A 24797-nucleotide genomic window follows, 5' to 3' on the forward strand; every position below is an offset into this window, starting at 1 on the left:
CGGAAAAACCTTTCAAATTGCAGCTGCTAGCTGCTTGATTGTGCCTGGTCACGCTTTCTATGCAACAGCCTTAGGCATGGCTATCATGCCTGCCTCATTGTGAGGCGAGATCTGCATGCAGACATTGTTGGAGCTTCTGAAGGATGGGCGGTTTCACTCGGGCCAGGCCCTTGGTGCCGCCTTGGGCGTTAGTCGCAGTGCCGTGTGGAAGCAGTTGCAGCAGTTGGAGGCTGAGCTGGGGCTCTCTATCCATAAAGTTCGCGGCCGGGGCTATCAGTTGGCGGCCCCGCTGACGCTTCTGAATCCGGCTGATATTTACGAGCAATCAAAGGATTGCCCTTGGGCTGTGCTGGTTTTCGATTCTATCGACTCTACAAACGCCGAAGCTCTGAGGGCTGTCGAGCGTGGCGTGCCTGCGCCGTTCCTGGTGCTCGCTGAGCGTCAAACGGCGGGGCGTGGTCGGAGAGGACGAAAATGGGCTAGTCCTTTTGCAGAAAATGTTTATTACAGCCTCGTACTGCGTATCGATGGTGGAATGCGTCAGCTTGAAGGGCTCAGCTTGGTAGTCGGGCTGGCGGTCATGCAAACCTTGCGCGAGTTTGGAATTGCTGGTGCGGGCCTGAAGTGGCCAAACGATGTTTTAGTTGGACGCAAAAAAATCGCCGGAATCCTGTTGGAGTTGGTTGGGGATCCTGCTGATGTCTGTCATGTAGTTCTGGGTGTAGGTATCAACGTCAGCATGCAGAAAACCGACGAGATTGATCAGCAGTGGACGTCTGTACGTCTTGAGTCCGGCAAGCAGGTTGATCGTAACCAGTTGGTTGCTCGGCTGAGCATGATGCTGAAGGCTTACCTGGAGCGCCACCAGGCCCGGGGCTTTTCCTCTATTCAAGAGGAGTGGGAGCAGAATCACTTGTGGCAAGGTAGTGCGGTGTCTCTGATTGCTGGGATCAATAAAATAGACGGTGTTGTTATGGGCATCGATCAGCAGGGCGCATTGCGATTGAGGGTGGATGGGGTTGAGAAGGTCTACAGCGGTGGTGAGCTCAGCTTGAGGTTACGCAATGATTCTTGAGCTTGATTGCGGAAACAGCTTCATTAAATGGCGCGTTCTGGATAATGCTGCGCTTGGGGTATTTGCTGAGGGTGTGGTTGATTCCGATGATGCTTTGGTCGGGCATCTGCGTACGCTAAACGGCTTGGTTTTGACCCGCTGCCGCTTGGTCAGCGTGCGCACGGCCGAGGAGACGAGCAAGCTTACTTCCATGTTGGTTCAGGCTTTTGGCGTGGCGGTGATCTGTGCTGCGCCTGCGAAAGAAATGGCCGGCGTACGAAATGGTTATGAGGAGTTTGAGCGACTTGGCCTGGATCGCTGGCTTGCCATGCTGGGAGGCTTTCGCCTTGCGGCTGGTGCCTGTCTGGTACTCGATTTCGGGACGGCGGTTACTGCGGATTTCATTGCTGCGGATGGCGAGCACCTGGGGGGGTTTATCTGCCCAGGGATGCCATTGATGCGTAATCAGCTGAGAACTCACACTCGTCGAATTCGGTACGATGATTTGTCTGCCGAACGCGCGCTGGTGAGCCTGTTGCCGGGTCGTACGACGGTTGAGGCGGTAGAGCGCGGCTGCTCATTGATGTTGAGGGGGTTCGTTCTAACTCAGTTGGAGTTGGCGCGTGGTTACTGGGGGGATGATTTCGTAGTATTTCTCACCGGTGGTGATGCTGATCTGGTTTCTGAGGTTGTGCCGCAAGGGCGAGTGGTTCCGGATCTGGTTTTTGTCGGATTGGCTATGGCATGCCCATTGTCCTGAGGTTTCTATGCGCTGGTTGTTCCTGCTGCTCCTGGTTCTCAATGTGTTCTATTACGTCTGGCATCAGCAGGAAGCGCCTTTACGTGCCAAGGAGGTAACACCTCTGACGCTTTATAAAGGGTCCCAGCAGGATATCCGCTTGTTGAGTGAGTCGTCTGACGCGCTCTCTAGGCGTGACAAGGGTGGGGCTCAAGCCGATTGCCTCTATATAGGTGGTTTTGCTCGTCGTGATCAGGCTCAAATGCTCGAGCAGCGTCTGTCGGCATTGGGGGTGGAGGTCCGGTTGAAGTCCTTGGGGTTGCCTGATGCTTCTGGTTACTGGTTGCGGGTGGCTCCTGAAAGCAAGCATTTGCTGGATGATTCGCTGCTGCAGAATCTTGCTAAAGAATTCAATGAGTTAAAACATAAAATAATGTCATGCGAAGGCATTGCAACTGCCGAATAGTTTGCATAGAATGGCGCCCGCTCCGCAGTGAAGACCTCTAGAGGTAGACGCAGCGAAGCGAGGTCAACGCAGCTAACCTCAGGTTTTTAATGAGAAAATGCTTGACAGAAGGGTGGCATGATGTAGAATGCTGCCTCGCTTAGGAGGGGTTCCCGAGCGGCCAAAGGGATCAGACTGTAAATCTGACGTCTACGACTTCGAAGGTTCGAATCCTTCCCCCTCCACCAGATTTAGCGTGAGCTGCAGGCTCCGCGGGTATAGTTTAGTGGTAGAACCTCAGCCTTCCAAGCTGATGATGCGGGTTCGATTCCCGCTACCCGCTCCAAGTTTGCAGGTTGTGCAAAGTGTTTCGCTCTTGTAGCTCAGTTGGTAGAGCACACCCTTGGTAAGGGTGAGGTCAGCGGTTCAAGTCCGCTCAAGAGCTCCATATAACAAGGCAGATATGAAAATATCTGCCTTTGTTTTAATGGCTTGTGTGACTTGCTCAATTCTTCTCCTAGGGGTGATTTCGATGGCTAAGGAAAAGTTCGAACGTAATAAGCCGCACGTCAACGTTGGTACCATTGGTCACGTTGACCACGGTAAAACCACTCTGACTGCTGCTCTGACTCGTGTTTGCTCCGAGGTTTTCGGTTCGGCTCGTGTTGACTTCGACAAGATCGACAGCGCCCCGGAAGAAAAGGCACGTGGTATCACCATCAACACTGCGCACGTAGAGTACGATTCGAACATTCGTCACTACGCGCACGTTGACTGCCCAGGTCACGCCGACTACGTCAAAAACATGATCACTGGTGCTGCCCAGATGGACGGCGCGATCCTGGTTTGCTCGGCTGCCGATGGTCCGATGCCACAAACTCGTGAGCACATCCTGTTGTCCCGTCAGGTAGGCGTTCCGTACATCGTTGTCTTCCTGAACAAGGCTGACATGGTGGACGACGCTGAGCTGCTGGAACTGGTTGAGATGGAAGTGCGCGACCTGCTGAGCACTTACGACTTCCCAGGTGATGACACTCCAATCATCATCGGTTCGGCTCTGATGGCTCTGAACGGCCAAGACGACAACGAAATGGGCACTACCGCTGTTAAGAAGCTGGTAGAAACTCTGGATACCTACATCCCAGAGCCAGAGCGTGCTATCGACAAGCCGTTCCTGATGCCAATCGAAGACGTGTTCTCGATCTCCGGCCGCGGTACCGTGGTAACTGGTCGTGTTGAGCGTGGTATCGTTCGCATCCAGGAAGAAGTTGAGATCGTTGGTCTGCGCGACACTCAGAAAACCACCTGCACCGGTGTTGAGATGTTCCGCAAGCTGCTGGACGAAGGTCGTGCTGGTGAGAACTGCGGCGTTCTGCTGCGTGGCACCAAGCGTGACGACGTTGAGCGTGGCCAGGTTCTGGTTAAGCCAGGTACCGTTAAGCCGCACACCAAGTTCACTGCTGAAGTGTACGTTCTGAGCAAAGAAGAAGGCGGCCGTCATACTCCGTTCTTCAAAGGCTACCGTCCACAGTTCTACTTCCGTACTACTGACGTGACTGGTAACTGCGAGCTGCCAGAAGGCGTTGAAATGGTAATGCCAGGTGACAACATCCAGATGACTGTCACTCTGATCAAAACCATCGCGATGGAAGATGGTCTGCGTTTCGCTATCCGTGAAGGCGGTCGTACCGTCGGCGCTGGTGTCGTAGCCAAAGTCATCGAGTAAGTTCTTGATATATCTCCATCGGGCCGGCATAATGGTCGGCCTGATTTTGTTTTTAGGTCAGTAGCTCAATTGGCAGAGCGACGGTCTCCAAAACCGTAGGTTGGGGGTTCGATTCCCTCCTGACCTGCCAGATTCACTCGGTGTGTCTGGCTTTCTTTTCACAGGATCTTCATAGATGACTCCTAAAGCTGAAGCTCAAGGCTCTCGCTTCGATCTGCTCAAGTGGCTTGTAGTAGTTGCTTTGGTGGTCGTTGGCGTTGTCGGTAATCAGTATTACTCCGCTTCGCCGATCCTGTACCGCGTACTCGCTTTGCTTGCTATCGCTGCTGTAGCTGCCTTTGTAGGTCTGCAGACTGCCAAGGGCAAGTCTTTCTTTGTACTGGTTAAGGAAGCTCGCACCGAGATTCGTAAAGTCGTATGGCCAACTCGCCAAGAAACCACACAGACCACGTTGATCGTAGTGGCTGTTGTTCTGGTTATGGCGTTGCTGTTGTGGGGGCTTGATTCCCTGCTCGGCTGGCTCGTTTCCTTGATTGTTGGCTAAGGGTGTCCCGTGGCTAAGCGTTGGTACGTTGTGCATGCTTACTCGGGTTACGAGAAGCATGTAATGCGTTCGTTGATCGAGCGCGTAAAGCTGGCTGGCATGGAAGATGGCTTTGGTGAAATTCTGGTTCCCACTGAAGAAGTGGTTGAGATGCGTAATGGCCAGAAGCGCAAAAGCGAGCGCAAGTTCTTCCCAGGTTATGTGCTGGTTCAGATGGATATGAATGAGGGTACTTGGCACTTGGTCAAGGATACTCCTCGGGTGATGGGTTTTATCGGTGGTACTGCCGACAAGCCTGCGCCAATCACGGACAAAGAGGCAGAAGCCATTCTGCGTCGTGTTGCTGATGGTAGTGACAAGCCTAAGCCTAAGACTCTGTTCGAGCCGGGTGAGGTTGTTCGTGTTACCGATGGTCCGTTCGCTGACTTTAACGGCACCGTCGAAGAAGTTAACTACGAAAAGAGCCGGATCCAAGTGGCTGTGCTCATTTTCGGTCGCTCTACTCCGGTAGAGCTAGAGTTCAGTCAGGTCGAAAAGGCATAGCTGAACGAGAATCCCATACCCCGCAGCCCAAGGCTGTGGGGTTTTGTCGTCACTGGGATAAACGCGCAAGTAACCGGGGAGCCTTTCCAGGCGTTTGAACCCGTAATTGGAGTGCCTCATGGCTAAGAAGATTACTGCTTACATCAAGCTGCAAGTGAAGGCCGCACAGGCCAACCCAAGTCCACCCGTCGGTCCAGCACTGGGTCAGCACGGCGTGAACATCATGGAATTCTGCAAGGCCTTCAACGCCCGTACCCAGGGTCTTGAGCCAGGTCTGCCGACTCCTGTGATCATCACTGTTTACAGTGACCGCAGCTTCACTTTCGAAACTAAGAGCACCCCTGCTTCGGTTCTGCTGAAGAAAGCTGCTGGCCTGACCAGCGGTTCCGCTCGTCCGAACACCGTTAAGGTTGGCACCGTTACCCGTGCTCAGCTGGAAGAAATCGCGAAAACCAAAAACGCGGATCTGACTGCAGCTGATATGGATGCAGCCGTGCGTACTATCGCCGGTTCTGCTCGTAGCATGGGCCTTAACGTGGAGGGTGTGTAATGGCTAAGCTGACCAAGCGCCAAAAGGCTATCGCCGGCAAGATTGAAGCGGGCAAGGCCTACAGCTTTGTAGACGCAGCTGCTCTCCTGACCGAGCTGTCGACCGTCAAGTTCAGCGAGTCTGTTGACGTCGCTGTAAACTTGGGCGTTGATCCACGTAAATCCGACCAGGTTGTTCGCAGCGCTACCGTGCTGCCACACGGCACTGGCAAGACTGTACGTGTAGCTGTGTTCACCCAAGGCCCAGCCGCTGAAGCTGCCCTGGCTGCCGGCGCTGATCGCGTAGGCATGGACGACCTGGCTGCCGAAATGAAAGGCGGCGACCTGAACTATGACGTAGTTATTGCTTCCCCGGATGCAATGCGCGTTGTAGGTCAGCTGGGCCAGATCCTCGGTCCACGTGGTCTGATGCCTAACCCTAAGGTTGGTACCGTAACTCCAGACGTAGCTGGCGCTGTTAAAAACGCCAAGGCTGGTCAGGTTCGTTATCGCACCGACAAAAACGGCATTATCCATACCTCCGTTGGCAAGGTCGGCTTCGACGCCGTCAAGCTGAAGGAAAACGTTGAAGCCCTGATCGCTGACCTGAAGCGTATCAAGCCAGCTTCCTCGAAAGGTATCTACGTCAAGCGCGTTACCCTGAGCACCACCATGGGCCCAGGTCTGGTCATCGACCAAGGCTCGCTGGACGTATAAGACACAGGTTGGCGCAAGAGATTGCGCCAATTGAAAGATTGGGGTCCCTGCCTGGCGGGGGCTATCCAAGACCGTAGGCGACGCAAGTCTTAAACCACAAGCCTACGCAGATGGTGCTCCCGGTTCCTTACCGAATCAGACACCAAAACGACATCCGACCTCGGTTGGATGAAACGGTAACAAGCAGGAGTTAAACCCGTGGCAATTAAACTCGAAGACAAGAAGGCCATCGTCGCTGAAGTCAACGAGGCTGCCAAAGGCGCTCTGTCCGCTGTTGTGGCTGATGCCCGTGGTGTGACAGTAGGCGCTATGACCGGACTCCGTAAAGAGGCCCGCGAAGCTGGCGTGTATGTACGTGTCGTACGTAACACCCTGCTCAAGCGCGCTGTTGAAGGCACTCAATATGACGTGCTCAACGACGCGTTCGTCGGCCCTACCCTGATTGCATTCTCCAAGGAACATCCGGGCGCTGCTGCTCGTATTTTCAAAGAGTTCGCAAAGGGTCAGGAAAAGTTCGAGATCAAGGCAGCTGCGTTCGAGGGCAAGTACCTCGCAGCAAACGAGATCGACGTGTTGGCTTCGCTGCCAACTCGCGACGAAGCTATTGCGAAGCTGATGAGCGTGATCCAAGGCGCTACCAGCAAGCTGGCTCGTACTCTGGCGGCCATTCGCGACCAGAAAGAAGCTGCTGCTGCCTAAGGCACTGCAAGCCCTTTCAAAATCATATGTTTAATTTGATGGCTGCGTAGGCTGTCACCCCAATACAGGAATTTATAGTCATGTCTCTGACTAACGAGCAAATCATCGAAGCAATCGGCCAGAAAACCGTTCTGGAAGTTGTTGAGCTGATCAAAGCAATGGAAGAAACCTTCGGCGTTACCGCTGCTGTTGCCGCTGCTGGTCCAGCTGCTGCTGCCGCTGTTGTTGAAGAGCAAACTGAATTCAACGTCATGCTGACCGAAGCTGGCGAGAAGAAAGTTAACGTGATCAAGGCTGTACGTGAACTGACCGGTCTGGGCCTGAAAGAAGCCAAGGCTGTAGTTGACGGTGCTCCTGCCATGGTTCTGGAAGGCGTTGCTAAAGAAGCCGCTGACAAAGCCAAAGCAGCTCTGGAAGAAGCAGGCGCTAAAGTCGAGCTGAAGTAAGCATCGACTTTGTGTCTCCAGCCCAAGCGTTAAGCTGAGGCTGATGGCTGGTGGCTCTTGCCACCGGCCTTTTTCCGTTATTGGCAGCCGACTGGGTTGGTGTCTCTAACGTGCTGTAACCACCCTGTGCGGTGGAGCAAACCAAAGGGTTTGCACGATTTTCTGGCTGCTCCCGTCGGGAGGGGCCAAATAAGCAGGTGACCAAGCTGGGGAACGCTGATGGCTTACTCATATACTGAGAAAAAACGTATCCGCAAGGACTTTAGCAAGTTGCCGGACGTCATGGATGTGCCGTACCTCCTGGCCATCCAGCTGGATTCGTATCGTGAATTCTTGCAAGCGGGAGCGACTAAAGATCAGTTCCGCGACGTGGGCCTGCATGCGGCCTTCAAATCCGTTTTCCCGATCATCAGCTACTCCGGCAATGCTGCGTTGGAGTATGTCGGTTATCGCTTGGGCGAACCGGCATTTGATGTCAAAGAATGCGTGCTGCGCGGTGTAACTTACGCCGTACCTTTGCGGGTAAAAGTTCGTCTGATCATTTTCGACAAAGAATCGTCGAACAAAGCGATCAAGGACATCAAAGAGCAAGAAGTCTACATGGGTGAAATCCCCCTGATGACTGAGAACGGTACCTTCGTAATCAACGGTACCGAGCGTGTAATCGTTTCCCAGCTGCACCGTTCCCCTGGCGTATTCTTCGACCACGACCGTGGCAAGACGCACAGCTCCGGTAAGCTGCTGTACTCCGCACGTATCATTCCTTACCGCGGTTCCTGGTTGGATTTCGAGTTCGACCCGAAAGACTGCGTGTTCGTGCGTATCGACCGTCGTCGCAAGCTTCCTGCATCGGTACTGCTACGTGCGCTGGGCTACACCACTGAAGAAGTGCTGGATGCTTTCTACACCACCAACGTATTCCATGTGCGCGGCGAAAGCCTGAGCCTGGAGCTGGTGCCTCAGCGCCTGCGCGGTGAAATTGCAGTCCTCGATATTCAGGATGACAAAGGCAAGGTTATTGTCGAGCAGGGTCGTCGTATTACCGCTCGTCACATCAACCAGCTGGAAAAAGCCGGGATCAAAGAGCTGGAAGTGCCTCTGGACTACGTCCTGGGTCGTACTACCGCCAAGGTCATCGTGCATCCGGCCACTGGCGAAATCCTGGCAGAGTGCAACACTGAGCTGAACACCGAGATCCTGGCGAAGATCGCCAAGGCTCAGGTCGTGCGTATCGAAACGCTGTACACCAACGATATCGATTGCGGTCCGTTCGTTTCCGACACTCTGAAGATCGACTCCACCACCAACCAGCTGGAAGCGTTGGTCGAGATCTATCGCATGATGCGTCCTGGCGAGCCTCCAACCAAGGATGCGGCCGAGACCCTGTTCAACAACCTGTTCTTCAGCCCTGAGCGCTATGACCTGTCTGCGGTCGGCCGGATGAAGTTCAACCGTCGTATCGGTCGTACCGAAATCGAAGGTTCGGGCGTGTTGTGCAAGGAAGACATCGTTGCTGTTCTGAAGACTCTGGTCGACATCCGTAACGGCAAAGGCATCGTCGATGACATCGACCACCTGGGTAACCGTCGTGTTCGCTGCGTAGGCGAAATGGCCGAGAACCAGTTCCGCGTTGGCCTGGTGCGTGTTGAGCGTGCGGTCAAAGAGCGTCTGTCAATGGCTGAAAGCGAAGGCCTGATGCCGCAAGACCTGATCAACGCCAAGCCTGTGGCTGCGGCGGTGAAAGAGTTCTTCGGTTCCAGCCAGCTGTCCCAGTTCATGGACCAGAACAACCCGCTGTCCGAGATCACCCACAAGCGTCGTGTCTCCGCACTCGGCCCGGGCGGTCTGACCCGTGAGCGCGCAGGCTTCGAAGTTCGTGACGTACACCCGACTCACTATGGTCGTGTATGTCCGATTGAAACGCCGGAAGGGCCGAACATCGGTCTGATCAACTCCTTGGCGGCCTATGCTCGCACCAACCAGTACGGTTTCCTCGAGAGCCCGTACCGTGTGGTGAAAGAAGGTCTGGTGACCGACGAGATCGTGTTCCTGTCCGCTATCGAAGAGGCCGATCACGTGATCGCCCAGGCTTCGGCGACCATGAACGATAAAGGTCAGCTGATCGATGAGCTGGTAGCTGTTCGTCACTTGAACGAATTCACCGTCAAGGCGCCGGAAGACGTCACCTTGATGGACGTTTCGCCGAAGCAGGTAGTTTCGGTTGCGGCGTCGCTGATTCCGTTCCTCGAGCACGACGACGCCAACCGTGCGTTGATGGGTTCGAACATGCAGCGTCAGGCTGTACCAACCCTGCGTGCCGACAAGCCGCTGGTAGGTACCGGCATGGAGCGTAACGTTGCCCGTGACTCCGGCGTTTGCGTCGTGGCTCGTCGTGGCGGCGTGATCGACTCGGTTGACGCCAGCCGTATCGTGGTTCGTGTTGCAGATGACGAAGTTGAACCAGGCGAAGCCGGTGTCGACATCTACAACCTGACCAAATACACCCGCTCCAACCAGAACACCTGCATCAACCAGCGTCCGCTGGTGAGCAAGGGCGATCGGGTTCAGCGTAGCGACATCATGGCCGACGGTCCGTCCACCGACATGGGTGAGCTGGCTCTGGGTCAGAACATGCGCATCGCGTTCATGGCATGGAACGGCTTCAACTTCGAAGACTCCATCTGCCTGTCCGAGCGCGTGGTTCAGGAAGACCGCTTCACCACGATCCACATCCAGGAACTGACCTGTGTGGCCCGTGACACCAAGCTTGGCCCAGAGGAAATCACTGCAGACATCCCGAACGTGGGCGAGGCTGCACTGAACAAGCTGGACGAAGCCGGTATCGTTTATGTGGGTGCTGAAGTTGGCGCAGGCGACATCCTGGTCGGTAAGGTCACTCCGAAAGGCGAGACCCAGCTGACTCCGGAAGAGAAACTGCTGCGTGCAATCTTCGGTGAAAAAGCCAGCGACGTTAAAGACACTTCCCTGCGTGTGCCTACCGGTACCAAGGGTACTGTCATCGACGTACAGGTCTTCACTCGCGACGGCGTGGAGCGTGACGCTCGTGCCCTGTCGATCGAGAAGAGCCAGCTCGACGAGATCCGTAAGGATCTGAACGAAGAGTTCCGGATCGTTGAAGGCGCCACTTTCGAGCGTCTGCGTTCCGCTCTGGTCGGCCACAAAGCCGAAGGCGGCGCCGGTCTGAAGAAAGGTCAGGAAATCACCGACGAAGTACTCGACGGTCTTGAGCATGGTCAGTGGTTCAAACTGCGCATGGCTGAAGATGCTCTGAACGAGCAGCTCGAGAAGGCCCAGGCCTACATCGTTGATCGCCGGCGTCTGCTGGACGACAAGTTCGAAGACAAGAAGCGCAAACTGCAGCAGGGCGATGACCTGGCTCCAGGCGTGCTGAAAATCGTCAAGGTTTACCTGGCAATCCGCCGCCGCATCCAGCCGGGCGACAAGATGGCCGGTCGTCACGGTAACAAGGGTGTGGTCTCCGTGATCATGCCGGTTGAAGACATGCCGCACGATGCCAACGGCACCCCGGTCGACGTCGTCCTCAACCCGTTGGGCGTACCTTCGCGTATGAACGTTGGTCAGATTCTTGAAACCCACCTGGGCCTTGCGGCCAAAGGTCTGGGCGAGAAGATCAACCGCATGGTCGAAGAGCAGCGCAAGGTTGCGGAACTGCGTAAGTTCCTGGACGAGATCTACAACCAGATCGGCGGTCGTAATGAAGATCTGGATAGCTTTTCCGATCAGGAAATCCTGGATCTGGCGAAGAACCTGCGCGGCGGCGTGCCGATGGCCACTCCGGTGTTCGACGGTGCCAAGGAAAGCGAAATCAAGGCCATGCTGAAACTGGCGGACCTGCCAGAAAGCGGCCAGATGCAGCTGACCGACGGCCGTACCGGCAACAAGTTCGAGCGCCCGGTTACTGTTGGCTACATGTACATGCTGAAGCTGAACCACTTGGTAGACGACAAGATGCACGCTCGTTCTACCGGTTCGTACAGCCTGGTTACCCAGCAGCCGCTGGGTGGTAAGGCGCAGTTCGGTGGTCAGCGTTTCGGGGAGATGGAGGTCTGGGCACTGGAAGCATACGGTGCTGCATACACTCTGCAAGAAATGCTCACAGTGAAGTCGGACGATGTGAACGGTCGGACCAAGATGTACAAAAACATCGTGGACGGCGATCACCGTATGGAGCCGGGCATGCCCGAGTCCTTCAACGTGTTGATCAAAGAAATTCGTTCCCTCGGCATCGATATCGATCTGGAAACCGAATAACACGTGACGCGAATCGAGAGCGGGGCAGGATTGCCCGCTCTCTGCTCCGCCAGGAGGAAAGGCCTTGAAAGACCTACTGAATTTGCTGAAAAACCAGGGTCAAGTCGAAGAGTTCGACGCCATCCGTATCGGATTGGCCTCGCCTGAGATGATCCGCTCGTGGTCGTTCGGTGAAGTTAAAAAGCCGGAAACCATCAACTACCGTACGTTCAAGCCTGAGCGTGACGGCCTGTTCTGCGCCAAGATCTTTGGCCCGGTAAAGGATTACGAGTGCCTGTGCGGTAAGTACAAGCGCTTGAAGCATCGTGGCGTGATCTGCGAGAAGTGCGGCGTTGAAGTTGCACTGGCCAAGGTTCGTCGTGAGCGCATGGCGCACATCGAACTGGCTTCGCCGGTTGCCCACATCTGGTTCCTGAAATCGCTGCCGTCCCGTATCGGCCTGCTGATGGACATGACCCTGCGTGATATCGAGCGCGTTCTCTACTTCGAGAGCTACGTCGTTATCGACCCGGGCATGACCACCCTGGAAAAAGGTCAGCTGCTGAACGACGAGCAGTATTTCGAAGCGCTGGAAGAGTTCGGTGACGACTTCGACGCCCGCATGGGTGCCGAGGCTGTCCGCGAGCTGCTGCACGCTATCGACCTGGAGCACGAGATTGGCCGTCTGCGCGAAGAGATTCCGCAAACTAACTCGGAAACCAAGATCAAGAAGCTGTCCAAGCGTCTGAAATTGATGGAAGCCTTCCAGGGTTCCGGCAACCTGCCAGAGTGGATGGTGCTGACCGTTCTGCCGGTTCTGCCGCCAGATCTGCGTCCACTGGTCCCGCTGGATGGCGGTCGTTTCGCGACTTCCGACCTCAACGATCTGTATCGTCGAGTGATCAACCGTAACAACCGTTTGAAGCGCCTGCTGGATCTGTCCGCTCCGGACATCATCGTGCGCAACGAAAAGCGTATGTTGCAGGAAGCCGTCGACGCATTGCTCGACAACGGTCGTCGTGGTCGCGCCATCACCGGTTCCAACAAGCGTCCTCTGAAATCCCTGGCCGACATGATCAAGGGTAAGCAAGGTCGTTTCCGTCAGAACTTGCTCGGTAAGCGTGTTGACTACTCCGGTCGTTCGGTAATTACCGTAGGTCCGACCCTGCGTCTGCACCAGTGCGGTCTGCCTAAGAAAATGGCTCTCGAGCTGTTCAAACCGTTCATTTTCGGCAAGTTGGAAATGCGTGGCCTGGCCACCACCATCAAAGCCGCGAAGAAAATGGTCGAGCGCGAGCTGCCAGAGGTCTGGGACGTTCTCGCCGAAGTGATTCGCGAACACCCAGTGCTCCTCAACCGTGCGCCGACCCTTCACCGTCTGGGTATCCAGGCGTTTGAGCCAGTACTGATCGAGGGTAAGGCTATCCAGCTGCACCCTCTGGTCTGTGCTGCGTACAACGCCGACTTCGACGGCGACCAAATGGCCGTGCACGTACCGCTGACACTGGAAGCCCAGCTGGAAGCGCGTGCGTTGATGATGTCGACCAACAACATCCTGTCGCCAGCCAACGGTGAGCCAATCATCGTTCCGTCGCAGGACGTTGTATTGGGTCTGTACTACATGACTCGTGAAGCGATCAACGCCAAGGGCGAAGGTCGTGTGTTCGCTGATCTGCAGGAAGTTGACCGTGTATTCCGTGCCGGCGAAGCCGCACTGCATGCCAAGGTCAAGGTGCGGATCACCGAAACCGTCAATGACCGTGATGGCGGCAGCGTGACCAACACTCGTATCGTCGACACCACTGTCGGCCGTGCGCTGTTGTTCCAGGTTGTGCCAAAAGGGCTGTCGTACGACGTCGTCAACCTGCCCATGAAGAAAAAGGCGATCTCCAAGCTGATCAACCAGTGCTACCGCGTGGTTGGTCTGAAAGAGACTGTGATCTTCGCTGACCAGTTGATGTACACCGGTTTTGCCTACTCGACCATTTCCGGTGTTTCCATCGGTGTTAACGACTTCGTTATCCCGGATGAAAAAGCCCGCATCATCGGTGCTGCCACCGACGAAGTGAAAGAGATCGAGAGCCAGTACGCCTCCGGCCTGGTAACCCAGGGCGAGAAGTACAACAAAGTGATCGACCTTTGGTCGAAAGCGAACGACGAAGTCTCCAAGGCGATGATGGCCAACCTCTCGAAAGAGAAAGTCATCGACCGTCACGGCGACGAAGTCGAGCAAGAATCCTTCAACTCGATGTACATGATGGCCGACTCGGGTGCGCGGGGTTCCGCAGCACAGATTCGTCAGCTGGCCGGTATGCGTGGTCTGATGGCCAAGCCGGACGGTTCCATCATCGAAACGCCGATTACTGCGAACTTCCGTGAAGGTCTGAGCGTACTCCAGTACTTCATCTCGACTCACGGTGCTCGTAAAGGTCTGGCGGATACCGCGTTGAAAACTGCGAACTCCGGTTACCTGACTCGTCGTCTGGTAGACGTGGCGCAGGATCTGGTTGTAACCGAGATCGACTGTGGCACCGAACATGGCCTGGTAATGACTCCGCACATTGAAGGCGGCGACGTTGTAGAGCCGTTGGGTGAGCGCGTGTTGGGTCGTGTTATTGCCCGTGACGTATTCAAGCCAGGTACCGAGGACGTCATCGTTCCTGCCGGCACTCTGGTCGACGAGAAGTGGGTCGAGTTCATCGAGCTGAACAGCATCGACGAAGTGATCGTGCGTTCGCCGATCAGTTGCGAAACCCGCTACGGCATTTGCGCCAAGTGCTACGGCCGCGACTTGGCTCGTGGTCACCAGGTGAACATCGGTGAAGCTGTCGGCGTTATCGCTGCTCAGTCCATCGGTGAGCCGGGTACCCAGCTGACGATGCGTACGTTCCACATCGGTGGTGCGGCAAGCCGGACCTCCGCGGCCGACAGTGTTCAGGTGAAGAACGGCGGTACCGTCCGTCTGCATAACCTGAAGCACGTTGAGCGAGTGGATGGTCACCTGGTTGCTGTGTCCCGTTCCGGCGAGCTGGCGATCGCTGACGACTTCGGTCGTGAGCGTGAGCGTTACAAGCTGCCGTACGGTGCTGTGATTTCGGTTAAAGAAGGTGACAAGGTCGACGCTGGCTCTATCGTGGCCAAGTGGGATCCGCACACTCACCCGATCGTTACCGAAATGAAAGGTACCGTGACCTACGTGGGCATGGAAGAAGGCATCACGATCAAGCGTCAGACTGACGAATTGACCGGTATGACCAACATTGAAGTACTTGACGCGAAAGATCGTCCAGCTGCCGGTAAAGACATTCGTCCTGCCGTGAAGATGGTCGACGACAACGGCAAGGATCTGTTGCTGCCAGGCACTGACGTAATTGCTCAGTACTTCCTGCCAGCCAACGCCCTGGTCGGTGTAGCGGACGGCGCGAAGATCGCGATCGGTGATGTTATCGCTCGTATCCCGCAAGAAACTTCGAAGACCCGTGACATCACCGGTGGTCTGCCGCGTGTTGCCGACCTGTTCGAAGCTCGTCGTCCGAAAGAGGCCTCGATCCTGGCTGAAGTCAGCGGCACCATCGCGTTCGGTAAAGAGACCAAGGGCAAGCGCCGTCTGGTCATTACCCCGAACGACGGTAGCGATCCGTACGAAGAGCTGATTCCGAAGTGGCGTCACCTGAACGTCTTCGAAGGCGAACAGGTAAACCGCGGCGAAGTTATCTCCGACGGTCCAAGCGATCCACACGACATCCTGCGTCTGCTGGGTGTGAGTGCGCTGGCCAAGTACATCGTGAACGAGATCCAGGACGTTTATCGCCTGCAGGGCGTGAAGATCAACGACAAGCACATCGAGACCATTCTGCGTCAGATGCTGCGTAAGGTTGAGATCGCTGAATCCGGCGATTCCAGCTTCATCAAGGGCGACCAGATGGAACTGACTCACGTACTGGTAGAGAACGAGCGTCTGAACACCGAAGACAAGTTTGTCGCCAAGTTCACCCGCGTTCTGCTGGGTATCACCAAGGCGTCGCTGTCGACCGAATCGTTCATCTCGGCGGCCTCTTTCCAAGAGACCACTCGCGTACTGACCGAAGCGGCGGTAACCGGCAAGCGCGATTACCTGCGCGGCCTGAAAGAAAACGTAGTCGTGGGTCGCCTGATCCCGGCTGGTACTGGCCTGGCCTATCACAGTGAGCGTAAGCGTCGCCGTGATGCAGACAAGCCTCTGCGCGTAAGCGCAAGTGAAGTTGAAGCTGCACTGACCGAAGCGCTGAACTCCAGCGGTAACTGAGGTCTGCAGTAGATTGAGATAGGGCCCTGGCTTTTCTGCTCACGAATCAAGACGATTTTGTCGGGGTTCGCTGATAGGGGAGGCCGGGGCCTTGCCTTGACTGGGGACAAGATCCTCTTTAGACTCTTGTACCCCTAAATTTGGTGGGGCTTGCGCCCTGCCATTTTGTTTATGTCGAAAGACAACAGTGGAGCTAGTAGATGGCAACTATCAACCAGCTGGTACGTCAGCCGCGTAAGCGTATCGTCGAGAAATCCGACGTGCCTGCGCTGCAGAACTGCCCGCAACGTCGTGGCGTGTGCACTCGCGTGTATACCACTACGCCGAAAAAACCTAACTCGGCACTGCGTAAAGTATGCCGTGTGCGTCTGACCAACGGTTTCGAGGTTTCCTCGTACATCGGTGGTGAAGGCCACAACCTGCAAGAGCACAGCGTGGTACTGATCCGCGGCGGTCGTGTAAAAGACTTGCCGGGTGTTCGTTACCACACCGTTCGCGGCTCCCTGGATACCTCCGGCGTTAAAGGTCGTAACCAAGGTCGTTCGAAGTACGGTACCAAGCGTCCGAAGTAATCGGCCGTTTTGCAGTTAATTATTTTATTGAGTCGATAAGAGTAAGGTCGGGCACGAGTCCTTTGGATCAGCTGTCCCGAGCTAACCTGAAGACCGTTTGAGGGCTTATCATGCCAAGACGTCGCGTAGCAGCCAAACGTGAGATTCTGGACGATCCGAAATACGGAAGCCAGATCCTCGCCAAGTTCATGAACCACGTAATGGAAAGCGGCAAGAAAGCCGTTGCCGAGCGTATCGTTTATGGCGCGCTGGAAAAAGTTAAAGAACGCAAGAACAGCGATCCCCTGGAAATCTTCGAGAAAGCTCTCGACGCCATCGCTCCGCTGGTCGAAGTGAAGTCGCGCCGTGTTGGCGGTGCTACTTACCAGGTTCCGGTCGAAGTTCGTCCGTCCCGTCGTAACGCTCTGGCAATGCGCTGGTTGGTAGACTTCGCCCGTAAGCGCGGCGAGAAGTCTATGGCTCTGCGCTTGGCTGGCGAACTGCTGGATGCTGCCGAAGGCAAGGGTGCTGCAGTTAAGAAGCGTGAAGACGTACACCGTATGGCTGAAGCCAACAAGGCTTTCTCGCACTACCGCTTCTAATATCGGCATCATTCATTTTGCGAGGGCTTTATGGCTCGTACTACAGCAATCAACCGCTACCGTAACATTGGTATCTGTGCCCACGTTGACGCGGGCAAGACTACCACTACCGAGCGGATCCTGTTCTACACAGGTCTCAGCCACAAGATGGGTGAGGTGCATGACGGCGCTGCTACCACCGACTGGATGGTGCAGGAGCAGGAGCGTGGTATCACCATTACCTCTGCTGCTGTAACTACCTTCTGGAAAGGTTCGCGCGGCCAATACGATAACTATCGTGTAAACGTTATCGATACCCCGGGCCACGTAGACTTCACCATTGAAGTAGAGCGTTCGCTGCGCGTACTCGACGGCGCGGTCGTTGTGTTCTGCGGTACTTCCGGTGTTGAGCCTCAGTCCGAAACCGTATGGCGTCAAGCCAACAAATACGGCGTTCCACGTGTTGTTTACGTGAACAAGATGGACCGTGCCGGTGCCAACTTCCTGCGCGTTGTTGCTCAGATCAAAAACCGTCTGGGTCACACTCCGGTTCCAGTTCAACTGGCTATCGGTGCAGAAGATAACTTCGAAGGTCAGATCGATCTGATCAAGATGAAGGCTATCTACTGGAACGACGACGACAAGGGTACTACCTATCGCGAGGAAGAAATTCCTGCCGATATGCTGGACCTGGCTAACGAGTGGCGCTCCAACATGGTTGAAGCTGCCGCCGAAGCCAACGAAGAGCTGATGAACAAGTACCTTGAAGAAGGTGAGTTGACTGTCGAAGAGATCAAGGCAGGCCTGCGCGCGCGCACCCTGGCCAGCGAGATCGTTCCGGCTGTCTGCGGTTCCTCGTTCAAGAACAAGGGCGTTCCGCTGGTTCTCGATGCTGTCATCGACTACCTGCCTGCTCCGACTGAGATCCCTGCAATCCAGGGTATCCATCCGGACAACATCGACGACGAAAACGCTCCGAAAATCGAGCGTCACGCCGACGATAGCGAGCCGTTCTCGGCTCTGGCGTTCAAGATTGCTACTGACCCGTTCGTGGGTACCCTGACTTTCGTGCGCGTTTACTCGGGCATGCTGCAGTCTGGCGACTCCGTGATCAACTCGGTCAAGGGCAAGAAAGAGCGCGTTGGTCGTATGGTGCAGATGCACGCCAACCAGCGTGAAGAAATCAAGGAAGTGCTCGCGGGCGACATCGCTGCGCTGATCGGCATGAAGGACGTCACCACTGGTGACACCCTGTGTGATGCTGCCAGCCCGGTTATCCTCGAGCGTATGGACTTCCCTGAGCCGGTGATTTCGGTGGCTGTTGAGCCGAAAACCAAGCAAGACCAGGAGAAGATGGGTATTGCACTGGGCAAGCTGGCTCAGGAAGACCCGTCGTTCCGCGTCAAGACTGACGAAGAAACTGGTCAGACCATCATCTCGGGTATGGGTGAGCTTCACCTGGACATCCTCGTTGACCGCATGAAGCGCGAGTTCAACGTCGAAGCCAACATCGGTAAGCCGCAGGTTTCCTACCGCGAGAAGATCACCGTCGGCTGTGAAGTTGAAGGTAAGTTCGTTCGTCAATCCGGCGGTCGTGGCCAGTTCGGTCATTGCTGGATCCGTTTTGCTCCGGCAGACGTCGACGAAAAAGGCAATATCACTGAAGGTCTGGTGTTTGCCAACGAGGTCGTTGGTGGTGTGGTTCCGAAGGAATACATCCCGGCAATCCAGAAGGGTATCGAAGAGCAGATGAAGAACGGCGTTGTCGCCGGCTATCCGCTGATCGGCCTGAAGGCTACCGTGTTTGATGGTTCTTACCACGACGTCGACTCTAACGAGATGGCGTTTAAGGTAGCGGCCTCCATGGCGACCAAGCAGCTGCGTGAGAAGGGCAAGGGCGTAGTTCTTGAGCCGATCATGAAGGTTGAAGTAGTAACCCCTGAGGACTACATGGGTGACGTGATGGGTGACCTGAACCGTCGTCGTGGTCTGATCCAGGGTATGGAAGACTCGGTCTCTGGCAAGGTTATCCGTGCTGAAGTGCCGCTGGGTGAAATGTTCGGTTATGCGACCGACGTTCGTTCCATGTCCCAGGGTCGCGCGAGCTACTCCATGGAGTTCTCCAAGTACGCCGAAGCTCCGTCGAATATCGTCGAAGCACTCGTTAAAAAACAAGGCTAATCCAGCCCTTTAGGCAAGAGGTTCACTGTCGTGGCTAAAGAAAAATTTGAACGTAACAAACCGCACGTCAACGTTGGCACCATCGGTCACGTTGACCACGGTAAAACCACTCTGACCGCTGCACTGACTCGTGTTTGCTCCGAGGTTTTCGGTTCGGCTCGTGTTGACTTCGACAAGATCGACAGCGCCCCGGAAGAAAAGGCACGTGGTATCACCATCAACACTGCGCACGTAGAGTACGATTCGAACATTCGTCACTACGCGCACGTTGACTGCCCAGGTCACGCCGACTACGTCAAAAACATGATCACTGGTGCTGCCCAGATGGACGGCGCGATCCTGGTTTGCTCGGCTGCCGATGGTCCGATGCCACAAACTCGTGAGCACATCCTGTTGTCCCGTCAGGTAGGCGTTCCGTACATCGTTGTCTTCCTGAACAAGGCTGACATGGTGGACGACGCTGAGCTGCTGGAACTGGTTGAGATGGAAGTGCGCGACCTGCTGAGCACTTACGACTTCCCAGGTGATGACACTCCAATCATCATCGGTTCGGCTCTGATGGCTCTGAACGGCCAAGACGACAACGAAATGGGCACTACCGCTGTTAAGAAGCTGGTAGAAACTCTGGATACCTACATCCCAGAGCCAGAGCGTGCTATCGACAAGCCGTTCCTGATGCCAATCGAAGACGTGTTCTCGATCTCCGGCCGCGGTACCGTGGTAACTGGTCGTGTTGAGCGTGGTATCGTTCGCATCCAGGAAGAAGTTGAGATCGTTGGTCTGCGCGACACTCAGAAAACCACCTGCACCGGTGTTGAGATGTTCCGCAAGCTGCTGGACGAAGGTCGTGCTGGTGAGAACTGCGGCGTTCTGCTGCGTGGCACCAAGCGTGACGACGTTGAGCGTGGCCAGGTTCTGGTTAAGCCAGGTACCGTTAAGCCGCACACCAAGTTCACTGCTGAAGTGTACGTTCTGAGCAAAGAAGAAGGCGGCCGTCATACTCCGTTCTTCAAAGGCTACCGTCCACAGTTCTACTTCCGTACTACTGACGTGACTGGTAACTGCGAGCTGCCAGAAGGCGTTGAAATGGTAATGCCAGGTGACAACATCCAGATGACTGTCACTCTGATCAAAACCATCGCGATGGAAGATGGTCTGCGTTTCGCTATCCGTGAAGGCGGTCGTACCGTCGGCGCTGGCGTCGTAGCCAAAGTCATCGAGTAATCGACGACTCATGAAAAAGCCCCCGCTTGCGGGGGCTTTTTTATTGGGTTGACACTCTGTGGGGCCGTCTATAGAATTGCGCCTCCTTTTAACGGGCGTATTGCGCCCGGTGGGAATAGCAGCCTGGAGTCTGAAATCCAATGCAAAATCAGCAAATCCGTATCAGGTTGAAGGCTTTCGACCATCGCCTGATCGACCAATCCACCCAGGAAATCGTGGAAACCGCGAAACGTACTGGTGCTCAAGTGCGTGGTCCTATTCCACTGCCTACCCGTAAAGAGCGGTTCACCGTTCTGGTCTCCCCGCACGTCAACAAAGACGCGCGTGACCAGTACGAGATCCGTACTCATAAGCGCGTACTGGACATCGTCCAGCCAACGGATAAAACCGTTGATGCTCTTATGAAGCTTGATCTTGCGGCAGGTGTGGAAGTGCAGATCAGCCTCGGCTAAGACTCGGTCTTAGTCGTGTAACGCTCTGAAATGGGCGGCCATAGCGGGTGAAAGCCCCGTACACTCATGAGGTTTACAACATGACTATTGGTGTAGTCGGTCGTAAATGCGGTATGACCCGTATTTTCACCGAAGAAGGTGTCTCCATTCCGGTCACGGTCATTGAGATCGAGCCGAATCGCGTCACCCAGTTCAAAACTGAAGAAACCGATGGCTATCGTGCAGTGCAAGTCACTGTAGGTGAGCGTCGTGCTTCGCGCGTGACTGCTGCTCAAGCAGGTCACTTCGCTAAAGCGAACGTTGCTGCCGGTCGTGGCGTTTGGGAATTCCGCCTTGAAGAAGGCGAGTACCAAGCTGGCGATCTGATCAATGCAGAAATCTTCGCAGCTGGCCAACTGGTAGATGTTACCGGTCAGTCGAAAGGTAAAGGCTTCGCCGGTACCATCAAGCGTTGGAATTTCCGCGGTCAAGATAACACCCACGGTAACTCCGTTTCCCACCGCGTCCCGGGCTCTATTGGCCAGTGCCAGACTCCTGGTCGTGTATTCAAGGGCAAAAAAATGTCCGGTCATATGGGCGCTGAGCGCGTGACCGTGCAGTCCCTGGAAGTAGTGCGCGTCGACGCTGAACGCAATCTGTTGTTGGTCAAGGGTGCTGTTCCTGGCGCTACTGGCGGCAACCTGGTTGTACGTCCGGCGGCCAAGGCTCGCGGTTAAGGGGAAGCTGACATGCAATTAAATGTAAATGACGCTCAAGCGATCGAAGTTTCCGAACTGACATTTGGCGGCGAATTCAACGAGACGCTGGTTCACCAAGCAGTCGTGGCCTACATGGCCGGCGGCCGTCAAGGTAGCAAGCAGCAAAAGACCCGTTCCGACGTTTCCGGTGGCGGCAAGCGCCCATGGCGTCAGAAAGGTACTGGCCGTGCTCGTGCCGGTACTATCCGTAGCCCAATCTGGCGTGGCGGCGGTACCACTTTCGCAGCTCGTCCACAGGATCACTCCCAGAAGCTGAACAAGAAGATGTATCGCGCAGCAATGCGTTCCATCCTTGCTGAGCTGGTGCGTACTGATCGTCTGGTCGTGGTTCAGGATTTCGCTGTTGAAACTCCGAAAACCAAAGATCTGCTGGGCAAGCTGAACAACATGAGTCTGACCGACGTTCTGATCGTGTCTGACGCTGTTGATCAGAACCTGTACCTGGCTGCTCGTAACCTGCCACACGTTGATGTACGTGACGTGCAAGGTTCCGATCCAGTTAGTCTGATCGCATACGACAAAGTGTTGATCACTGTGTCGGCCGTGAAGAAATTCGAGGAGCTGCTGGGATGAACCAGGAACGCGTATTTAAAGTTCTGCTTGGCCCGCACGTTTCCGAGAAGGCTACGGTTCTGGCAGACAAGAAAGGCCAGTTCGTTTTCAAGGTTGCTACTGATGCAACCAAGCTGGAAATCAAGAAGGCCGTCGAAAGCCTGTTCAGCGTGAAAGTGGAGCGCGTTACTACCCTGAACGTTCTGGGTAAGAGCAAGCGTACCGCTCGCGGTCTGGGCAAGCGTAATGACTGGAAGAAGGCAGTTATCTCCCTTCAACCAGGCCAAGATCTCGATTTCAGCAGCAGTGCTGAGTAAGGAAGGGGTGCATCATGGCAATCGTTAAATGCAAACCGACTTCCCCTGGCCGCCGTTTTGTGGTCAAGGTGGTCAACCAGGAGCTGCATAAAGGCGCTCCTCACGCACCGCTGCTCGAGAAGAAATCGAAGTCTGGTGGTCGTAACAACAATGGCCGTATTACCACTCGTCACGTTGGTGGTGGTCATAAGCAGCACTACCGTCTGGTCGACTTCCGTCGCAACGACAAAGATGGCATCGCTGCCACTGTCGAGCGTATCGAATACGATCCAAACCGTACTGCTCACATCGCTTTGCTGCTGTACGCAGACGGCGAGCGTCGCTACATCATCGCCCCTAAAGGCGTGAGCGCTGGCGACCAGCTGATCGCAGGTGCTCTGGCACCGATCAAGCCGGGCAACGCTCTGCAACTGCGTAACATTCCAGTTGGTAGCACCGTACACGGCATCGAACTGAAGCCAGGTAAAGGCGCGCAAATCGCTCGTTCCGCTGGTGCTTCGGCTCAGCTGATCGCTCGTGAAGGTGTCTACGTGACCCTGCGTCTGCGTTCTGGTGAGATGCGTAAAGTCCTGGCTGAATGCCGTGCGACCCTGGGCGAAGTCTCGAACTCCGAGCACAGCCTGCGTTCGCTGGGTAAAGCTGGTGCCAAACGCTGGCGTGGCGTTCGCCCAACCGTTCGTGGTGTTGCCATGAACCCGGTTGACCACCCACATGGTGGTGGTGAAGGTCGTACCTCTGGTGGTCGTCATCCGGTATCGCCATGGGGCTTCCCGACTAAGGGCGCGAAGACTCGTGGTAATAAGCGTACCGACAAAATGATCGTCCGTCGTCGCAAGTAAATAGAGGGATACGACAGTGCCACGTTCTCTGAAAAAAGGTCCTTTTATTGATCTTCACCTACTGAAGAAGATCGAAGTGGCGGCGGAAAAGAACGATCGCAAACCAGTTAAGACCTGGTCGCGCCGTTCCATGATCCTGCCACAAATGGTCGGTCTGACCATTGCTGTGCATAACGGTCGTCAACATGTTCCAGTTCTCGTGAACGAAGACATGGTCGGCCACAAACTGGGCGAGTTCGCCGGTACCCGTACATATCGCGGGCACGTGGCTGACAAGAAAGCCAAGCGTTAAGGGGTAAGGAACGATGGAAGTAGCCGCTAAGTTGTCGGGCGCTCGAATCTCCGCCCAGAAAGCCCGCTTGGTCGCCGACCAGATCCGCGGGAAGAAGGTGGGCGAAGCGCTCAACCTGTTGGCTTTTAGCAGTAAGAAAGCCGCCGAGATCATGAAGAAAGTGCTGGAGTCGGCCGTAGCCAACGCCGAGCATAACGAAGGCGCAGACGTTGATGACCTGAAGGTCTCCACCGTTTTCGTCAACGAAGGGCGTTCGCTGAAGCGCATCATGCCACGTGCCAAAGGCCGTGCTGATCGCATCGTCAAGCGGTCTTGCCATATCACTGTCAAGGTTGCTGACAAGTAACGGAGTCGAAGAGATGGGTCAGAAAGTACATCCCATTGGCATTCGCCTGGGAATCGTCAAGGAGCACACCTCCGTCTGGTACGCAGACGGTCGGACTTATGCGGACTATTTGCTCGCAGATCTGAATGTGCGTGAGTACCTCCAAGACAAACTAAAAAGCGCGTCCGTAAGCCGTATCGATATCCATCGTCCGGCTCAAACTGCACGCATCACCATCCACACCGCTCGTCCCGGCATCGTGATCGGCAAGAAAGGTGAGGATGTTGAGAAACTGCGTCAGGACCTGACCAAGCAAATGGGTGTGCCTGTGCACATCAATATCGAAGAGATCCGCAAGCCGGAGCTCGACGGTATGCTGGTTGCCCAGAGCGTAGCTCAGCAGCTGGAGCGTCGTGTAATGTTCCGTCGCGCTATGAAGCGCGCAGTACAGAACGCCATGCGCATTGGTGCCAAAGGCATCAAAATCCAAGTGAGCGGTCGTCTCGGCGGTGCTGAAATCGCACGTACTGAATGGTATCGCGAAGGTCGTGTGCCACTGCACACCCTGCGTGCCGATATCGACTATGCCACCTACGAAGCTCACACCACTTACGGTGTGATCGGTGTGAAGGTTTGGATCTTCAAAGGCGAAGTAATTGGTGGTCGCCAAGAAGAGCTGAAGCCACAAGCACCTGCGCCTCGTAAAAAAGCTGCTAAGTAAGGGGTA

Annotated in this window: 24 protein-coding genes and 4 tRNA genes; all 28 read left to right on the forward strand. The window is 55.3% G+C overall.

Annotated elements, in window-relative coordinates:
• Window positions 1-115: 115 nt before the first annotated feature.
• The 28 genes from birA to rpsC all read left to right on the forward strand — a co-directional run bounded on the left by birA (window position 116) and on the right by rpsC (window position 24791).
• Window positions 116-1075 (forward strand): bifunctional biotin--[acetyl-CoA-carboxylase] ligase/biotin operon repressor BirA, encoded by a 960-nt coding sequence (birA, locus tag J4E58_RS29140; protein ID WP_087092716.1) that lies wholly within the window; start codon window positions 116-118, stop codon window positions 1073-1075.
• Window positions 1065-1814 (forward strand): pantothenate kinase, encoded by a 750-nt coding sequence (locus J4E58_RS29145; RefSeq protein ID WP_087092715.1) that lies wholly within the window; start codon window positions 1065-1067, stop codon window positions 1812-1814. The genes birA and J4E58_RS29145 overlap by 11 nt, the downstream gene beginning before the upstream one ends.
• A gap of 7 nt (window positions 1815-1821) precedes the next feature.
• Entirely contained in the window at window positions 1822-2259 is a 438-nt protein-coding gene (locus J4E58_RS29150) for a hypothetical protein (RefSeq protein WP_087092714.1), read from the forward strand.
• Window positions 2260-2401: 142 nt separating this feature from the next.
• A tRNA-Tyr gene (locus tag J4E58_RS29155) sits at window positions 2402-2486 on the forward strand.
• Between the two features lie 24 nt (window positions 2487-2510).
• Window positions 2511-2584 (forward strand) — tRNA-Gly (locus tag J4E58_RS29160).
• A gap of 26 nt (window positions 2585-2610) precedes the next feature.
• A tRNA-Thr gene (locus tag J4E58_RS29165) sits at window positions 2611-2686 on the forward strand.
• Window positions 2687-2770: 84 nt separating this feature from the next.
• Window positions 2771-3964 carry an elongation factor Tu gene (gene tuf, locus J4E58_RS29170; protein WP_007924207.1) on the forward strand — a complete coding sequence of 398 codons (1194 nt, stop codon included), beginning with the start codon at window positions 2771-2773 and terminating at the stop codon, window positions 3962-3964.
• A gap of 54 nt (window positions 3965-4018) precedes the next feature.
• Window positions 4019-4094 (forward strand) — tRNA-Trp (locus tag J4E58_RS29175).
• A gap of 45 nt (window positions 4095-4139) precedes the next feature.
• Window positions 4140-4508 carry a preprotein translocase subunit SecE gene (gene secE / locus J4E58_RS29180; protein ID WP_009045851.1) on the forward strand — a complete coding sequence of 123 codons (369 nt, stop codon included), beginning with the start codon at window positions 4140-4142 and terminating at the stop codon, window positions 4506-4508.
• Between the two features lie 9 nt (window positions 4509-4517).
• A complete protein-coding gene (nusG, locus tag J4E58_RS29185; protein WP_002555501.1) occupies window positions 4518-5051 on the forward strand; it encodes a transcription termination/antitermination protein NusG in 534 nt (177 codons plus the stop codon).
• A 118-nt stretch (window positions 5052-5169) separates the two neighbouring features.
• Window positions 5170-5601, forward strand: a complete 432-nt coding sequence (gene rplK, locus J4E58_RS29190) for a 50S ribosomal protein L11 (protein ID WP_003176435.1) — start codon at window positions 5170-5172, stop codon at window positions 5599-5601.
• A complete protein-coding gene (rplA, locus tag J4E58_RS29195) occupies window positions 5601-6296 on the forward strand; it encodes a 50S ribosomal protein L1 (protein ID WP_007925952.1) in 696 nt (231 codons plus the stop codon). The genes rplK and rplA overlap by 1 nt, the downstream gene beginning before the upstream one ends.
• Before the next feature lie 198 nt (window positions 6297-6494).
• Window positions 6495-6995: a 50S ribosomal protein L10 gene (gene rplJ / locus J4E58_RS29200; protein ID WP_007925954.1), complete on the forward strand. Its 501-nt coding sequence runs from the start codon at window positions 6495-6497 to the stop codon at window positions 6993-6995.
• A gap of 80 nt (window positions 6996-7075) precedes the next feature.
• On the forward strand, window positions 7076-7441 hold the full coding sequence (rplL, locus tag J4E58_RS29205) for a 50S ribosomal protein L7/L12 (RefSeq protein WP_007925956.1): 366 nt from the start codon (window positions 7076-7078) through the stop codon (window positions 7439-7441).
• Between the two features lie 219 nt (window positions 7442-7660).
• Window positions 7661-11734: a DNA-directed RNA polymerase subunit beta gene (rpoB, locus tag J4E58_RS29210; RefSeq protein ID WP_007925957.1), complete on the forward strand. Its 4074-nt coding sequence runs from the start codon at window positions 7661-7663 to the stop codon at window positions 11732-11734.
• 64 nt (window positions 11735-11798) lie between these two features.
• The gene (gene rpoC / locus J4E58_RS29215) at window positions 11799-15998 is read left to right on the forward strand and encodes a DNA-directed RNA polymerase subunit beta' (RefSeq protein ID WP_007925958.1); all 4200 of its coding nucleotides are present in this window, start codon (window positions 11799-11801) and stop codon (window positions 15996-15998) included.
• Between the two features lie 200 nt (window positions 15999-16198).
• A complete protein-coding gene (gene rpsL / locus J4E58_RS29220; RefSeq protein WP_003186084.1) occupies window positions 16199-16570 on the forward strand; it encodes a 30S ribosomal protein S12 in 372 nt (123 codons plus the stop codon).
• Between the two features lie 110 nt (window positions 16571-16680).
• On the forward strand, window positions 16681-17151 hold the full coding sequence (rpsG, locus tag J4E58_RS29225) for a 30S ribosomal protein S7 (protein WP_007925959.1): 471 nt from the start codon (window positions 16681-16683) through the stop codon (window positions 17149-17151).
• Window positions 17152-17181: 30 nt separating this feature from the next.
• Window positions 17182-19311 (forward strand): elongation factor G, encoded by a 2130-nt coding sequence (gene fusA / locus J4E58_RS29230; protein WP_007925960.1) that lies wholly within the window; start codon window positions 17182-17184, stop codon window positions 19309-19311.
• 30 nt (window positions 19312-19341) lie between these two features.
• Entirely contained in the window at window positions 19342-20535 is a 1194-nt protein-coding gene (gene tuf, locus J4E58_RS29235) for an elongation factor Tu (RefSeq protein ID WP_007924207.1), read from the forward strand.
• Between the two features lie 140 nt (window positions 20536-20675).
• Window positions 20676-20987, forward strand: a complete 312-nt coding sequence (rpsJ, locus tag J4E58_RS29240) for a 30S ribosomal protein S10 (RefSeq protein WP_003186070.1) — start codon at window positions 20676-20678, stop codon at window positions 20985-20987.
• A gap of 80 nt (window positions 20988-21067) precedes the next feature.
• Window positions 21068-21703 carry a 50S ribosomal protein L3 gene (rplC, locus tag J4E58_RS29245; protein WP_007924205.1) on the forward strand — a complete coding sequence of 212 codons (636 nt, stop codon included), beginning with the start codon at window positions 21068-21070 and terminating at the stop codon, window positions 21701-21703.
• A gap of 12 nt (window positions 21704-21715) precedes the next feature.
• Complete coding sequence (rplD, locus tag J4E58_RS29250) at window positions 21716-22318, forward strand: 50S ribosomal protein L4 (RefSeq protein ID WP_007924200.1); 603 nt, start codon at window positions 21716-21718, stop codon at window positions 22316-22318.
• Window positions 22315-22614 (forward strand): 50S ribosomal protein L23, encoded by a 300-nt coding sequence (gene rplW / locus J4E58_RS29255; protein WP_002555488.1) that lies wholly within the window; start codon window positions 22315-22317, stop codon window positions 22612-22614. Before rplD ends, rplW begins: the two co-directional genes overlap by 4 nt.
• A gap of 14 nt (window positions 22615-22628) precedes the next feature.
• Window positions 22629-23453 carry a 50S ribosomal protein L2 gene (gene rplB, locus J4E58_RS29260; RefSeq protein WP_007924198.1) on the forward strand — a complete coding sequence of 275 codons (825 nt, stop codon included), beginning with the start codon at window positions 22629-22631 and terminating at the stop codon, window positions 23451-23453.
• A 16-nt stretch (window positions 23454-23469) separates the two neighbouring features.
• On the forward strand, window positions 23470-23745 hold the full coding sequence (rpsS, locus tag J4E58_RS29265; RefSeq protein ID WP_002555486.1) for a 30S ribosomal protein S19: 276 nt from the start codon (window positions 23470-23472) through the stop codon (window positions 23743-23745).
• Window positions 23746-23758: 13 nt separating this feature from the next.
• Window positions 23759-24091, forward strand: a complete 333-nt coding sequence (gene rplV / locus J4E58_RS29270) for a 50S ribosomal protein L22 (protein ID WP_003103908.1) — start codon at window positions 23759-23761, stop codon at window positions 24089-24091.
• 13 nt (window positions 24092-24104) lie between these two features.
• Window positions 24105-24791: a 30S ribosomal protein S3 gene (gene rpsC / locus J4E58_RS29275; protein WP_007924192.1), complete on the forward strand. Its 687-nt coding sequence runs from the start codon at window positions 24105-24107 to the stop codon at window positions 24789-24791.
• Window positions 24792-24797 lie beyond the last annotated feature (6 nt).

The organism is Pseudomonas sp. FW305-25 (genome assembly GCF_017351415.1).
Taxonomy (GTDB): domain Bacteria; phylum Pseudomonadota; class Gammaproteobacteria; order Pseudomonadales; family Pseudomonadaceae; genus Aquipseudomonas; species Aquipseudomonas chlororaphis.